This window comes from Sutcliffiella halmapala, from assembly GCF_050107295.1.
GTDB classification, from domain to species: Bacteria; Bacillota; Bacilli; order Bacillales; family Bacillaceae_I; genus Sutcliffiella_A; species Sutcliffiella_A halmapala_A.
The window spans coordinates 1-14,438 of the sequence record NZ_JBNIKR010000008.1 but is presented as its reverse complement, the minus strand read 5'-3'; the positions used below and the strand labels follow the sequence as shown (position 1 = coordinate 14,438).

The window sequence follows — 14,438 nt, the reverse complement described above, 5'->3', positions numbered from 1 at the left end:
ATTTTAAGTAGGACTATTATTCTGAGGTAGGGTGATACCAGTGAACAAGAAGCAGATTGTCAAATGGTTGGAGACCATTGCGATATATATGGAATTGAAAGGTGAAAACGGTTTTAAAGTATCAGCCTTCAGGAAAGCAGCGCTGGCACTTGAAAACGATGAAAGAAGCCTGAGTCAGATCGATGATTTTACGAAGATAAACGGTATTGGAAAAGGGACTGCTTCCGTCATACAAGAGGTACTGGAGACTGGGAAATCATCAGTATTGGAGGAATTGCAGGAGCAGGTTCCAGAAGGGTTGGTTCCATTATTGAATCTGCCGGGTCTTGGCGGAAAGAAGATAGCGAAACTTTATCAGGAATTAAACGTAGTGGATATTGTGACATTGAAAGAAGCGTGTGAGTCCGGGAAGGTTCAGGCTCTTGCAGGCTTTGGAAAGAAAACGGAAGAGAAGATATTGGCTGCCATAGAAGAGGTCGGGAAAAGGCCTGAACGCCTGCCAATCTCCTTTATGACAGAGATTGCAGAGGAAATAGAAAAACACCTTTCCAAAGTCACCGGAATAGAGGCCTATTCCAGAGCGGGAAGCTTAAGAAGATACAGAGAAACGATAAAAGATCTTGATTTTATCATTTCTACCACGAATCCTGCCGAGGTTCGGGAGCAACTTGTAAAAATGGACAGGGTGAAGGAGATTATCTCAAACGGGGATACGAAGGTTTCTATCGTGCTTGAGTACAACTATGATGTTTCCGTCGATTTCCGGATGGTTGATCCAATCAGCTTTCCGACGACCCTGCACCATTTTACAGGATCAAAGGATCATAATGTACGCATGCGTCAGCTCGCTAAGGACCGCGGTGAGAAAATTAGCGAGTACGGCGTGGAGAATGTAGAAACGGGAGAAGCCACCCATTTCAAAACGGAAGAAGAATTTTTCAAGCATTTCGATCTTCCTTTTATCCCTCCTGAAGTCAGGGAAGATGGCACGGAAGTGGATTATGCAATCGAAAATGGAGAAATTCCGCTTGTTGACTTGAAAGATATCCAGGGCGATCTGCATATGCATACAACATGGAGCGATGGCGCCTATACGCTCGAAGAAATGATTGAAGCATGCCGCGCCAAAGGATACAAATACATTGCCATCACCGACCATTCCCAGTATTTGAAGGTGGCAAACGGATTGTCGTCGGAAAGGCTGCGTCAGCAAAAGGAAGAGATACGGAAGCTCAATGAGAAATATGATGATATTACGGTACTATCAGGGGTGGAAATGGATATCCTACCGGATGGTTCCTTGGATTATGATGATAGTTTGCTTGAAGAGATGGACCTTGTCATCGCCTCCATCCATTCCAGCTTCTCGCAAAAGAGAGATGTGATCATGGAGCGTTTGAAAACGGCATTGGAAAACAACCATGTGGATATCATCGCCCACCCTACAGGAAGACTGATAGGTAAAAGGGAAGGTTATGAAGTGGATATGGAGATGCTGATCAGATTAGCAAAGGATACGGATACGGCGCTTGAGCTGAATGCCAATCCGCACAGATTGGACCTGGCAAGCAAGTATGTAAGAATGGCACAGGATGCAGGTGTGAAGCTTGTCATCAATACGGATGCCCATAGCATCGATATGCTTGAACATATGGAAACGGGAGTCGCAACTGCCAGAAAAGGCTGGATCAGAAAAGAAAATGTCATCAACACCTGGACGGAAGATGAGCTAAAGAGATTCTTATCACGTCATCATACGTAAAGCAAGCAGAGAAGGGAGTTATGGTCACGTGCAACAGAGAGTATTGAAGGTTTTGGAATTTAATAAAGTAAAAGATAAATTGGCTTCCTTTACAGCTTCCTCATTAGGAAAAGAAAAGGTGGCACAGCTTCTGCCATCCACCGAATATTTGGAAGTTGTGGAAAGACAGGCGCAGACCGACGAAGCGGCCATGATACTTCGGATAAAAGGGGAGATTCCGCTTGGGGGTATCACTGACATCCGTGCACATGTGAAGCGAGCTGAAATCGGCGGTACATTAAATACGCACGAGCTTCTGGATGTGGCTGGTACAATCTACGCGGCAAGAAAACTTGATCGCTTTGTCGAAGCCCTGCTTGATGATGAAATTGATGTTCCGATCATGAAAAATTACATGGAGCAGTTGAACATCTATCCTGAGCTCGAAAGAAACATCAAAAACTGCATTGATGAGTACGGGGAAGTATTGGATGGAGCAAGTGACAAGCTGCGCGGGATCCGCCAGCAACTGCGTTCGACGGAATCGAGGGTTCGTGAAAAGCTCGAAAGCATGATCCGATCCTCTAATGCACAAAAAATGCTTTCAGATGCAATCATCACGATTCGGAACGAGCGCTATGTCATCCCTGTCAAACAGGAATATAGAGGGGCATACGGAGGGATTGTGCATGACCAGTCCTCATCCGGTGCGACACTATTTATCGAGCCGCAGCAGGTGGTCGATCTGAACAATGTGCTACAAGAGGCAAAAGTAAAAGAAAAGCTCGAAATCGACCGCATTCTCGCTGAACTGTCCACAGAGGTGGCGGAAGTCGCAAGAGAGCTGTTGGCCAATGTCATGATACTGGCTGACATTGACTTTATGTTTGCCAAAGCGAAATACGGCAAGCATGTAAAAGGAACCAAGCCTGCAATCAATGATGAGAAGTATGTAAGACTTGTCCAGGCCCGTCATCCGTTGATTTCACCGGATGAGGTGGTTCCGAACACGATCGAATTAGGGAAAGAATACACATCCATTGTTATCACCGGTCCGAATACGGGCGGGAAAACTGTTACATTGAAGACATTGGGACTATTGACTATCATGGCACAGGCCGGATTGCATATTCCTGCCCAGGACGGTTCGGAAGTCGGCGTATTCTCGGCCGTGTATGCAGATATCGGGGATGAACAGTCGATTGAACAGAGCTTGAGTACCTTCTCCTCCCATATGGTAAATATCGTGGATATTTTGAAAAAGGTGGACCACAACAGCCTTGTGCTCTTTGATGAGCTGGGAGCGGGTACAGACCCTCAAGAGGGAGCGGCCCTTGCCATCTCTATTCTGGATGAAGTATACAGCCGAGGTGCCTGTGTTATCGCGACGACCCATTACCCGGAATTGAAGGCATACGGATATAATAGGGATGGCGTGGTAAATGCGAGTGTGGAATTTGACGTCAATACACTAAGCCCGACCTATCGTCTATTGATCGGGGTTCCTGGCCGAAGTAATGCATTTGAGATCTCAAAGCGCCTTGGATTATCCATGGATGTCATTGGACGCGCCAAAGGCTTTGTAAGCGAAGACAGCAACAAAGTGGAGAACATGATCGCCTCCTTGGAAGCTTCCCAAAAGAGGGCGGAAGAAGAGTGGAAAGAGGCCGAGCAAATCAGAAAGACCTCTCAAAAACTGCATGAGGACTTACAGGAACAGATGCAGGATCTGAATGAAGAGCGCGATAAGCTTATGGAAAAAGCGGCACTAAAAGCGGAAAAAATGGTGGAAGAGGCGAAAGAAGAAGCGGAAAAGGTCATCAGGGAGCTTCGGAAAATGAGAATCGAGCAGCATGCCACTGTCAAAGAGCATGAACTGATTGATGCAAAAAAACGCTTGGAAGAAGCCGTGCCAACCGTCAAGAAGTCAGCCTCAACCAAAAAGCAGGAAGCGACCAATCAGACCCTGGAGCCAGGTGACGAGGTGAAAGTATTGAGTCTGAACCAAAAAGGCCATCTGGTGGAAAAGACGAATGATAAGGAATGGCAGGTCCAGATCGGGATCCTGAAAATGAAAGTGAAAACAAAAGACCTTCAGTATATAAGCAGACCTAAGCCTGTCGAGACAAGGCCTTTGGCTACGATAAAAGGCAAGGATTATCATGTGAACATTGAGCTGGACCTGCGAGGGGAACGCTTTGAGGATGCATTGATGCGTGTGGAGAAATACATTGATGATGCAACACTTGCAGGTTATCATCGCGTATCCATCATTCATGGAAAAGGAACCGGGGCGCTGCGCATCGGGGTGCAAAATTACTTGAAAAATCATCGCTCTGTGAAAAACTATCGCTTTGGAGAAGCTTCAGAAGGCGGAACCGGAGTGACAGTGGTCGAACTGAAATAACAGGGGGAGCAAACTATGTCTAGTTTCTGGGAGAATGAATTAGTAAGAACGGCAGCCAATTTCAGTGTCGTGGTCCTTTGCATGATTTTATTTCTGGCGATTTTTGAGCTGGTGACTAAATATCATAATATGGAAGAGATCAAAAAAGGCAATATGGCGGTAGCATTGGCAACAGGAGGAAAGATATTGGGGATTGCCAATATCTTTCGCTACTCCATTCTTGACCATGACACGCTTTTTACGATGATCGGGTGGGGAGCGCTTGGCTTCGTCCTTTTGCTTTTTGCCTATTTCATCTTTGAATTTCTGACACCAAGCTTCAATATTGACGATGAAATAAGCAAGGATAATCGGGCAGTAGGACTTATTTCCTTTGCCATTTCTGTCGGACTGTCATTTATCATTGGGGCAAGCATCGGGTAAGGAGTTATGGAATGGAAACTTTAGCAAAAGTATTAATTGGACTATGCGGATTGTTTGTCTTGATTGGCATCGTATATCTATTCTTTTTAGCATAAGACAGCAGGAGTTTGACTAAATCAATTTTGGTCAAACTCTTTTTTTAAAGTGTAAGCACACTGATTTATCTAAAAATTAAAAAAATGTTATAATTTTGATGGGATAACTGATATACTATAACAAAAAGATATGGGCCTATTGTAATAGTACAGGCCGAAAAAGGAGGGAATGAATTGGAACAAGTAGTGAATAAGCCATGGCTCTCGCTTTATCCAAGTGAAATACCTCATGAAATCAACTTCGAAGAAAGAACACTTCAGTCCTATTTAAAGGAAGCTGCCATTGAACATCCTTCCAAAACCGCCATCCATTTTCTTGGGAAAAAGCTTACTTTCCAAGAGGTGTATGATCAATCTTTGAAACTTGCAAACTACCTGAAAGAACTTGGTGTGAAAAAGGGTGACCGCGTCTCCATCATGCTGCCAAACTGTCCACAAGCCGTCATCAGCTATTATGGCGTGCTTTTTGCCGGTGGTATTGTGGTGCAGACCAATCCGCTATACATGGAAAGGGAACTGGAATACCAGATAAATGATTCCGGTTCAGAAATCATCATTACACTTGATATCCTCTATCCAAGAGTATCTAAAGTGAAAGCGCTGACAAAGCTCAGGGATATCATTGTTACGGGTATAAAGGATTATCTGCCGTTTCCGAAAAATATGCTCTACCCTTTTGTTCAGAAAAAACAATATGGCATCGTCGTGAAAGTGGAACATAGCGGAGAAAACCACTTGTTTACAGAAGTGATGAAGGAATCCCAGGTTAATGAGATTGATGTGGATATTGACCCGGAGAATGATCTTGCCTTGCTTCAATATACCGGGGGGACGACAGGTTTCCCGAAAGGTGTCATGTTGACCCATATGAACCTGGTTTCCAACACGATGATGAGTGTGAAGTGGATGTATAAATGTAAAAGGGCACAGGAGAAGGTAATCGGGATCTTGCCTTTCTTTCACGTATATGGAATGACGGCTGTCATGAATCTTTCCATCATGCAGGCATTTGAAATGGTGCTCTTGCCGAAATTCGATCCAGAGACAACATTGAAAACGATCCAAAAAGAGAAGCCGACCCTATTTCCGGGAGCTCCAACCATCTATATTGCACTCCTGAACCATCCTGATATCCAGAAATACGACCTGTCTTCCATTGATTCCTGCATCAGCGGATCAGCCGCACTCCCTGTGGAGGTTCAGGAACAGTTTGAACGGGTAACCGGCGGTAAGCTTGTAGAAGGCTACGGCCTCTCAGAAGCATCCCCTGTCACACATGCAAACTTTTTATGGGATGAAAGAGTATCGGGAAGCGTAGGTATTCCATGGCCGAACACTGATTCCAAAATCATTTCCATGGAAACCGGTGAAGAGGCTCCAGTAAACGAAATCGGGGAAATCGTCGTGAGAGGTCCCCAAATAATGAAGGGCTATTGGAACCGTAAGGAAGAGACGGAAGCGGTGCTGAAGGATGGCTGGCTTTTGACTGGCGACTTGGGCTATATGGACGAACGAGGTTTCTTCTATGTGGTCGACCGCAAAAAGGACATGATCATTGCCGGCGGCTTCAATATTTATCCGCGCGAGATTGAGGAAGTGCTTTACGAGCACGAGAAAATCCAGGAAGTGATTGTTGCAGGGATACCTGACCCATATAGAGGGGAGACGGTAAAAGCTTATGTTGTCAAAAAACAGGGCGTAACCTTGACCGAAGAAGAGCTGGATGCCTATGCAAGAAAGCATCTAGCGGCCTACAAGGTTCCGAGACTTTATGAATTCAGGGACGAACTGCCGAAAACAGCGGTCGGGAAAATACTGAGAAGAGCGCTAATAGAAGAGGAAAAGCAGAAGATAGCAAAATAATATGATCAACGGTATCTAAATTCTAAAGAGAAAAAGATGATGTATGCATCGTCTTTTTCTTTTTATCTCTTTTATAGACTAGTGATAGTATAAAAGAATCTAGCTGTTGATTGGAGCAATAGGCGAAGACTCCTGCGGGAGGAAGCGTTTAGTTGAGACCCCACAGGCGAAGCCGAGGAGGCTCAACAAACGCCCCGCGGAAAGCGTAGCCTAGTGCGGAAATCAACTGCGGTGTTCAATGGACCTAACTTTTTATCTACCATTCTCAGAATAATATGATAAGATAGTAATTGACAGTTCTTTTCGGGTAAAGTATTATAAAATTATGAATGATTATTCATTCATTTTGTAAAAGGAGAGAACAGGTTGAAACAACAAAAACCTAAATACAAGCAAATAATAGATGCCGCAGTTATTGTTATAGCGGAGAACGGCTACCATCATGCACAAGTTTCCAAGATTGCAAAACAGGCAGGAGTAGCGGACGGAACCATCTATTTATATTTTAAAAATAAAGAAGACATTCTTATTTCGCTTTTTCAGGAAAAAATGGGGCTCTTCGTCGAAAAGATTCGTCAAGAAATTGCAGGAAAATCGACATCAAAAGAGAAACTATTAACATTGATACAAAAACATTTTTCCATGCTTGCAGATGACCATCACCTGGCCATCGTCACCCAATTGGAACTCAGACAATCCAATTTAGAGCTCCGCTTGAAGATTAACGAGGTGCTAAAAGGGTATCTAATGGTTGTAGATGAAGTTCTGACTGTCGGGAAAGAAACCGGTGAGTTCAGGGATGATCTGGATGTGCGCCTGGCAAGGCAGATGGTGTTCGGGACGATTGATGAAACCATTACCACCTGGGTGATGAATGATCAGAAGTATGACCTGACAGCCATTGCACCGCGTGTACACGATCTTTTAATCAAAGGGTTTGGAGCCACACCTTAAGTGGCTCCGGTTTTATACATAAGGAGGGATGGGACATGAATTTTCTACAAGTGAATGTGGAGGATGGGGTTGCCGCCATTACCATTAATAAGGCGCCGGCAAATGCTTTATCGTCCGCAGTTTTGAAAGAGCTTTCAATTGTTCTTGACGAGTTGGAAAATCAGGAGGAAGTCCGTGTAGTGCTTCTTCATGGGGAAGGCAGATTCTTCTCGGCGGGAGCGGATATCAAGGAATTCACCACTGTCGAAACAGGAGAAGAGTTTACTCAACTAGCTAAATTCGGTCAGGACCTTTTCGAAAAGATGGAAACCTTCCCGAAACCGATAATAGCTGCCATTCATGGCGCTGCACTCGGAGGAGGGCTGGAGCTTGCAATGGGCTGCCATATCCGTCTTGTCACGAAAACAGCCAAGCTGGGCTTGCCTGAGCTTCAGCTGGGACTCATTCCCGGCTTTGCAGGGACACAGCGTTTACCTAGATTAGTAGGATCTGCTAAAGCTTTTGAAATGCTGTTTACCAGTGACCCTCTAACTGGCGAAGAAGCCGTCAAATGGGGCCTTGCAAATCATGCATATGAAGAAGAGGCCTTGATGGGTGAGGCTTTTAAAATGGCAAAGAAAATCGCACAAAAAGGACCAATATCTGTGGCATCAGTCATTGAATTGGCCCGCTACTCCAAAACGCAGGAATTCCATAACGGCGTTCAAAGGGAAGCGGAGCTGTTTGGAAGAGTGTTTACTTCCGAAGATGGAAAAGAAGGCATCCAGGCGTTTATAGAAAAAAGAGCTCCCGAATTCAAAGGGAAGTAATTTTTTATCTATAAAAAACAGAATATTACTAATAAAACTAATGTTTAAACAGGAGGTACTGTGATGAATATTTATGTGTTACTTAAAAGAACGTTTGATACAGAAGAAAGACTGACGGTGTCAAATGGTGGGATAAATGAAGACGGAGCGGAATTTATCATCAACCCTTATGATGAATATGCAGTGGAAGAAGCAATTAGAGTAAGAGACGCTCATGGCGGTGAAATCACCGTAGTTACTGTTGGAACGGAAGAAGCTGAAAAAGAGCTTCGTACCGCGTTGGCAATGGGTGCCGATAAAGCAGTGCTGATCAATACAGAGGATGATATTGAAAATGGCGACCAGTTCACAACAGCAAAAATTTTGGCGGAATACCTAAAAGACAAGGATGCAGATCTGATCCTTGGTGGAAACGTAGCAATCGATGGCGGGTCTGGCCAAGTGGCACCGCGTGTTGCAGAAATTCTTAACATCCCTTACGTGACAACGATCACGAAGCTTGAAATCGAGGGGCAAAAAGTAACCATCACTCGTGACGTGGAAGGGGATTCAGAAGTAATCGAGACATCTCTTCCATTATTGGTAACAGCTCAGCAAGGATTGAATGAACCGCGCTATCCATCATTGCCTGGTATCATGAAGGCGAAGAAAAAGCCTTTGGAGGAACTGGAGCTTGATGATCTGGATCTTGAAGAAGATGATGTGGAAGCAAAAACAAAAACATTGGAAATCTATCTGCCGCCTAAAAAAGAAGCGGGAAGAGTGTTGCAGGGCGAGCTTGATGCACAAGTAAAAGAACTTGTGGCAGCACTTAGAAATGAAGCGAAAGTAATCTAACCTATACAGATAGATCGATACATGGACAGGAGGAGACAAACATGGCAAGAAAAGTATTAACTTTAGCAGAGGTACGTGAATCGGCATTGCGTAATGTTTCATTCGAAGCGATTGCTGCAGGTAAAACAGTTGCAGAGGGTGGAGAAGTTGTTACCGTATTAGTGGGAGAAAGTGTTGGTTCTCTGGCACAGGAGCTTATTGCATACGGAGCAGACCGTGTCATTACTGTAGAGCACTCCAATTTGAAAACGTATACATCTGATGGATATGCGCAAGCTTTAACGGCTGTCATTGATGCAGAAAAACCGGAAGGACTGATTTTCGGACACACGGCATTAGGAAAAGACCTTTCACCAAAGCTTGCAAGCAAGTTGAATTCAGGACTTGTTTCAGATGCTACAGAAGTAGAAGAAGTGGGCGGAAACCTTGTGTTCACTCGCCCGATCTATTCAGGTAAAGCGTTTGAAAAGAAAATCGTAACGGATGGTCTAATCTTTGCAACAATCCGTCCAAACAACATCGCAACGTTAGAAAAGGATGAGTCTAGAACTGGCGACGTTTCCTCTTTGGATGTTGATGTAAAAGACCTACGTACCATCATTAAAGAAGTGGTTCGCAAAGCAACGGACGGTGTCGACCTTTCTGAAGCGAAGGTAGTAGTGGCAGGCGGTCGTGGAGTGAAGAGTACAGAAGGATTTGAACCGCTAAAAGAGCTTGCTGACGTGCTTGGAGCAGCAGTCGGGGCATCCCGTGGAGCATGTGATGCTGACTATTGCGACTACTCCCTGCAAATCGGGCAGACTGGTAAAGTAATCACTCCCGACCTTTACATCGCTTGCGGTATCTCAGGAGCGATCCAGCATTTGGCTGGTATGTCGAACTCCAAGGTAATCGTAGCAATCAACAAAGATCCGGAAGCGAATATCTTCAAGATCGCGGATTATGGAATTGTTGGAGACCTTTTCGAAGTTGTACCTTTATTGACTGCAGAGTTCAAAAAGCTTTTAGTTACAAACTAAGGCAATAGACCGACCAAGCGAGTGGGGTACAATCGCTTGGTCGTTTTTTATTGGAAAAGCGCAAATTAATTTTGAAAAATAGGTTAAAACTAGAGTGAGGCAAATAATTAGCGTCAGTATTTCGGAAGTGCTATACTTTAGCTATACAAAAACTCTGAAAGATTTTCCATCTAACAGAGAAGCCAATTAACTTACGTTAGTTGTGACATAACCGTTTAGGAGGAATTTTAATGGCTATTCAAAATGTAACAGATCAAACTTTTACTCAAGAAACAAGCGAAGGCTTAGTATTAGCAGACTTCTGGGCACCTTGGTGTGGTCCTTGCAAGATGATTGCTCCAGTACTTGAAGAACTAGATCAAGACATGGGCGAAAAAGTGAAGATCGTAAAAGTCGACGTAGACGAAAACCAAGAAACTGCTGGCAAATTCGGCGTAATGAGCATCCCGACTTTACTTGTTATCAAAAACGGTGAAGTGGTAGATAAAGCAGTTGGTTACCAACCTAAAGAAGCTTTAGCTGAACTATTGAACAAACACGCTTAATTTTTGAGCGTTCAGAGAGTCCGGTGTCCCAGATGGGGATACCGGGCTTTTTTTGATTAGGTCCACACCAAACTCAAAATGGAACAAAAAAACAGATAGATGTATAATAAAAAGAGACAAATCATTGGTTGGGGTGAAAGGGTAAATGGAACTGAACATAAAAGAAAAGCTTTCGATTTTGCCTGACCAACCAGGATGCTACCTCATGAAGGATAGGCAGGGTACCATCATCTATGTTGGAAAGGCAAAGGTGCTGAAGAACCGGGTCCGCTCTTATTTTACAGGAAGTCATGATGGGAAAACGCTGAGACTGGTGAATGAGATCGTGGATTTTGAATATATTGTCACGTCTTCAAATATTGAAGCATTGATCCTTGAACTGAACTTGATCAAAAAGCATAACCCGAAATACAATGTGATGCTGAAGGATGATAAACGCTATCCTTTTATAAAAATTACGGCGGAGAAGCATCCACGACTTCTTATTACAAGAAAGGTGGCAAAGGATAAGGGCAAGTATTTCGGACCCTATCCCAATGTACAGGCTGCCAATGAAACCAAGAAGCTGCTCGACCGCGTCTATCCGTTGCGTAAATGTATGACTCTTCCAGACAGAGTCTGTCTTTATTATCACTTGGGTCAATGTTTGGCCCCGTGTGTGGAGGAAATATCCCAGGAAACGAACAAAGAGATGGTCGATGGGATTGTGAGATTCCTTAACGGCGGATATAAAGAGGTCAAGGAAGAATTGACCATAAAGATGCAGAAGGCCGCAGAGGATCTGGAGTTTGAAAGGGCAAAGGAATTTCGCGATCAAATCCTGAATATCGAAGCCACGATGGAAAAGCAGAAGATGGAAATGAACGACTTTGTGGATCGTGATGTGTTCGGATATGCGGTGGACAAGGGCTGGATGTGTGTGCAGGTGTTCTTTATCCGACAAGGAAAATTGATAGAACGGGATGTATCACTTTTCCCGATCTATAATGAACCGGAGGAGGATTTCCTGACATACCTCGGACAATTCTACTCCAAGCAGAATCACTTTGTCCCAAAAGAAGTGATGGTGCCGAATGGAATTGAATTGGAGATGGCGCAGGCACTTCTGCAGACCAATGTGATGCAGCCGCAAAGAGGAAAAAAGAAGCAATTGGTGGACTTGGCGAAAAAAAATGCCAAAGTAGCCTTGGTGGAGAAGTTCTCCTTGATTGAACGCGATGAAAAGCGAACAATCAAAGCGGTGGAAAACCTTGGTGAGATTCTTGGAATTGAAACCCCTCTAAGAATTGAAGCGTTCGACAACTCGAATATCCAAGGGACAGATCCTGTTTCTGCGATGGTTGTTTTCATCGATGGGAAGCCGGAGAAGAGGGAGTACCGGAAATACAAGACAAAAAGCGTACAAGGACCGGATGATTACGAATCCATGCGTGAGGTGGTAAGAAGAAGGTACACGAGAGTTCTGAAGGAATCCCTGCCACTGCCAGACCTGATCATCATTGATGGCGCAAAAGGGCATATGTCGGCTGTAAGAGATGTGCTTGAAAACGAGTTGAACCTCTTTATACCGATTGTCGGACTTGCAAAGGATGAGAGGCATCGGACGAGCAATCTGCTGGCTGGTGAGGACGCCATGATTGTCCCGCTCGAGCGGACGAGCCAGGAATTCTACCTGCTGCAGAGAATCCAGGATGAGGTCCATCGATTTGCGATTACATTCCATCGCCAGCTACGGAGTAAAAATGTCTTCCACTCCGTTTTGGACGATATTCCTGGAGTAGGGGCGACAAGGAAAAAAGCGCTGCTCAAGCAGTTTGGATCTGTTTCAAAACTGATGGAAGCGACAGTGGAAGAGATTCAGCAGGCGAAAATTCCACGTGCCATCGCTGAAGAAATTTTTAAAAAATTACAGGAATAGGTGTTGAATCTATTCTTTGAGTCTGATATAATCACTATTAATTTCATAATGTGCCACTTCAAATTAATGAAGTGATGATAGAGGTGCGAACTTCAAAAGTATGTAATCGGAGAAGAAAGAGCTTCCGAGAAGATTACGGAAAGGGGAGGATCGCCGAAGTAAAAAAAAGTCTCTTTTTCTTTTTTTTACTGGTTCTGCGTTTAAGAAATGTAGGACTGTCAGGCTGTTTTTGTGCTGCCTGGAGAGCTATCTCACGCGTGAACGGTTTTTATATTTTGCCAATCACAGCAATGAGATAAAGCTCATTGCTGTTTTTTTATACCTTCATTCAGGAAATAGTCACGGGCTTAAGACTTATTTCCTCGCGAGGTGCATCCATTGGGCTTTCTATCTTTTACATTATGATGAAAAAAAAAAGAAAAGGGAATGGTGGGTATGTCAACGATTGTTGTACAAAAATTTGGAGGAACATCTGTCGGGTCTGTTGAGCGGATTCAGCATGTTGCAAAACGAGTTATTTCTGAAGTAGAAAAAGGCCACAAGGTAGTGGTGGTGGTTTCTGCCATGGGGAAAACGACAGATCAGTTGTTAACGTTGGCAAATGCAATTAATCCACACCCGAGCAAACGCGATATGGATATGCTGCTTACAACCGGAGAGCAGATCACCATTTCACTTTTAGCGATGGCACTTCAGGTAAGAGGCCAAGAAGCGGTATCCTTGACTGGTTGGCAGGCAGGTATTCGTACAGAGCCGGTACATGGGAATGCCAGAATCACCCATATTGAAACAGACCTTTTGAAAAGCCATCTTGCTGCAGGGAAAATTGTGATTGTGGCAGGCTTCCAAGGTATTACGGAGACGAATGAGATCACGACACTTGGCCGAGGCGGTTCCGATACAACGGCTGTTGCACTGGCTGCTGCACTTGAAGCGGAGAAATGTGATATCTATACAGATGTGACCGGGGTGTTTACGACGGATCCCCGTTTTGTGAAAGAAGCAAGAAAATTGGCGGCAGTATCCTATGACGAGATGCTGGAGCTTGCCAATTTAGGAGCGGGTGTATTGCACCCAAGAGCGGTTGAATTTGCGAAAAATTACGGAGTGCAGCTTGTAGTGCGTTCAAGTATGGAAGAGGAAGAAGGCACCATCATTGAGGAGGAAGTTTCCATGGAAAAGAGTTTAGTAGTAAGAGGAATTGCGTTTGAAGATCAGATTACCCGTATTACCGTATGTGGCTTGCCGAATGAGCTACATACTCTATCCACTATTTTTACAACATTGGCGAAACATAGCCTGAACGTCGATATCATCATCCAGACAAGTATGGATAAAGATACAACTAATATCTCTTTCTCGGTCAAAACGAAAGATGTGGAAGAGACAATCCAAGTGCTCGAGCAATATAAAGACCATCTCGGCTTTACCCATATTGAAAAAGAGAGCAACTTAGCGAAGGTTTCCATCGTTGGGTCCGGTATGATTTCCAACCCTGGTGTAGCTGCTGAAATGTTCCAGGTGCTGGCGACAGAAGGCATTCACGTCAAAATGGTAAGTACCTCCGAAATCAAGGTATCCACTGTGGTGGATGTTGCGGTCATGGTCAAGGCTGTGGAGGCATTGCATGTAGCGTTCAAGCTTGGGGAAGAATCGGTGGAGCGTGTGTTGAACTGAAGATGAAAGAGGAGGGCATCCTTTTAAAATGTACCCTATAGAGTAGACACTTAAAAAAAGTGCTCTCTATAGGGTCTTTTTGTATAATCAATATAACATCATGAATTTGGAGACGGAGAATTATGACTAAAAAGCTTTTTACAGAGAAAG

At 44.2% G+C, this 14,438-nt stretch carries 11 protein-coding genes and 1 riboswitch; all 11 genes read left to right on the top strand.

The features are described from left to right. Positions 1-31 precede the first annotated feature (31 nt). The 11 genes from polX to ACQCT5_RS14030 all read left to right on the top strand — a co-directional run bounded on the left by polX (position 32) and on the right by ACQCT5_RS14030 (position 14,288). Positions 32-1,762, top strand: a complete 1,731-nt coding sequence (gene polX / locus ACQCT5_RS14080) for a DNA polymerase/3'-5' exonuclease PolX (protein WP_499642647.1) — start codon at positions 32-34, stop codon at positions 1,760-1,762. Between the two features lie 28 nt (positions 1,763-1,790). Beyond that, entirely contained in the window at positions 1,791-4,148 is a 2,358-nt protein-coding gene (locus tag ACQCT5_RS14075) for an endonuclease MutS2 (protein ID WP_499642646.1), read from the top strand. 15 nt (positions 4,149-4,163) lie between these two features. Next, positions 4,164-4,571 carry a DUF350 domain-containing protein gene (locus tag ACQCT5_RS14070; RefSeq protein WP_386640744.1) on the top strand — a complete coding sequence of 136 codons (408 nt, stop codon included), beginning with the start codon at positions 4,164-4,166 and terminating at the stop codon, positions 4,569-4,571. A gap of 281 nt (positions 4,572-4,852) precedes the next feature. Continuing rightward, entirely contained in the window at positions 4,853-6,529 is a 1,677-nt protein-coding gene (locus ACQCT5_RS14065; protein WP_499642823.1) for a long-chain-fatty-acid--CoA ligase, read from the top strand. A gap of 366 nt (positions 6,530-6,895) precedes the next feature. Next, on the top strand, positions 6,896-7,483 hold the full coding sequence (gene fadR / locus ACQCT5_RS14060) for a fatty acid metabolism transcriptional regulator FadR (RefSeq protein WP_499642645.1): 588 nt from the start codon (positions 6,896-6,898) through the stop codon (positions 7,481-7,483). Between the two features lie 35 nt (positions 7,484-7,518). Beyond that, positions 7,519-8,292 (top strand): enoyl-CoA hydratase, encoded by a 774-nt coding sequence (locus ACQCT5_RS14055; RefSeq protein WP_499642644.1) that lies wholly within the window; start codon positions 7,519-7,521, stop codon positions 8,290-8,292. Between the two features lie 63 nt (positions 8,293-8,355). After that, positions 8,356-9,129 (top strand): electron transfer flavoprotein subunit beta/FixA family protein, encoded by a 774-nt coding sequence (locus ACQCT5_RS14050; protein ID WP_499642643.1) that lies wholly within the window; start codon positions 8,356-8,358, stop codon positions 9,127-9,129. A 41-nt stretch (positions 9,130-9,170) separates the two neighbouring features. Continuing rightward, the gene (locus ACQCT5_RS14045) at positions 9,171-10,148 is read left to right on the top strand and encodes an electron transfer flavoprotein subunit alpha/FixB family protein (RefSeq protein WP_499642642.1); all 978 of its coding nucleotides are present in this window, start codon (positions 9,171-9,173) and stop codon (positions 10,146-10,148) included. Between the two features lie 230 nt (positions 10,149-10,378). Then, positions 10,379-10,693 (top strand): thioredoxin, encoded by a 315-nt coding sequence (trxA, locus tag ACQCT5_RS14040; RefSeq protein WP_499642641.1) that lies wholly within the window; start codon positions 10,379-10,381, stop codon positions 10,691-10,693. Between the two features lie 145 nt (positions 10,694-10,838). Beyond that, complete coding sequence (gene uvrC, locus ACQCT5_RS14035; protein WP_499642640.1) at positions 10,839-12,611, top strand: excinuclease ABC subunit UvrC; 1,773 nt, start codon at positions 10,839-10,841, stop codon at positions 12,609-12,611. 70 nt (positions 12,612-12,681) lie between these two features. Then, a riboswitch (Lysine riboswitch) is annotated at positions 12,682-12,868 on the top strand. 178 nt (positions 12,869-13,046) lie between these two features. Further along, a complete protein-coding gene (locus tag ACQCT5_RS14030; protein WP_499642639.1) occupies positions 13,047-14,288 on the top strand; it encodes an aspartate kinase in 1,242 nt (413 codons plus the stop codon). The last annotated feature ends 150 nt before the right edge of the window (positions 14,289-14,438 follow it).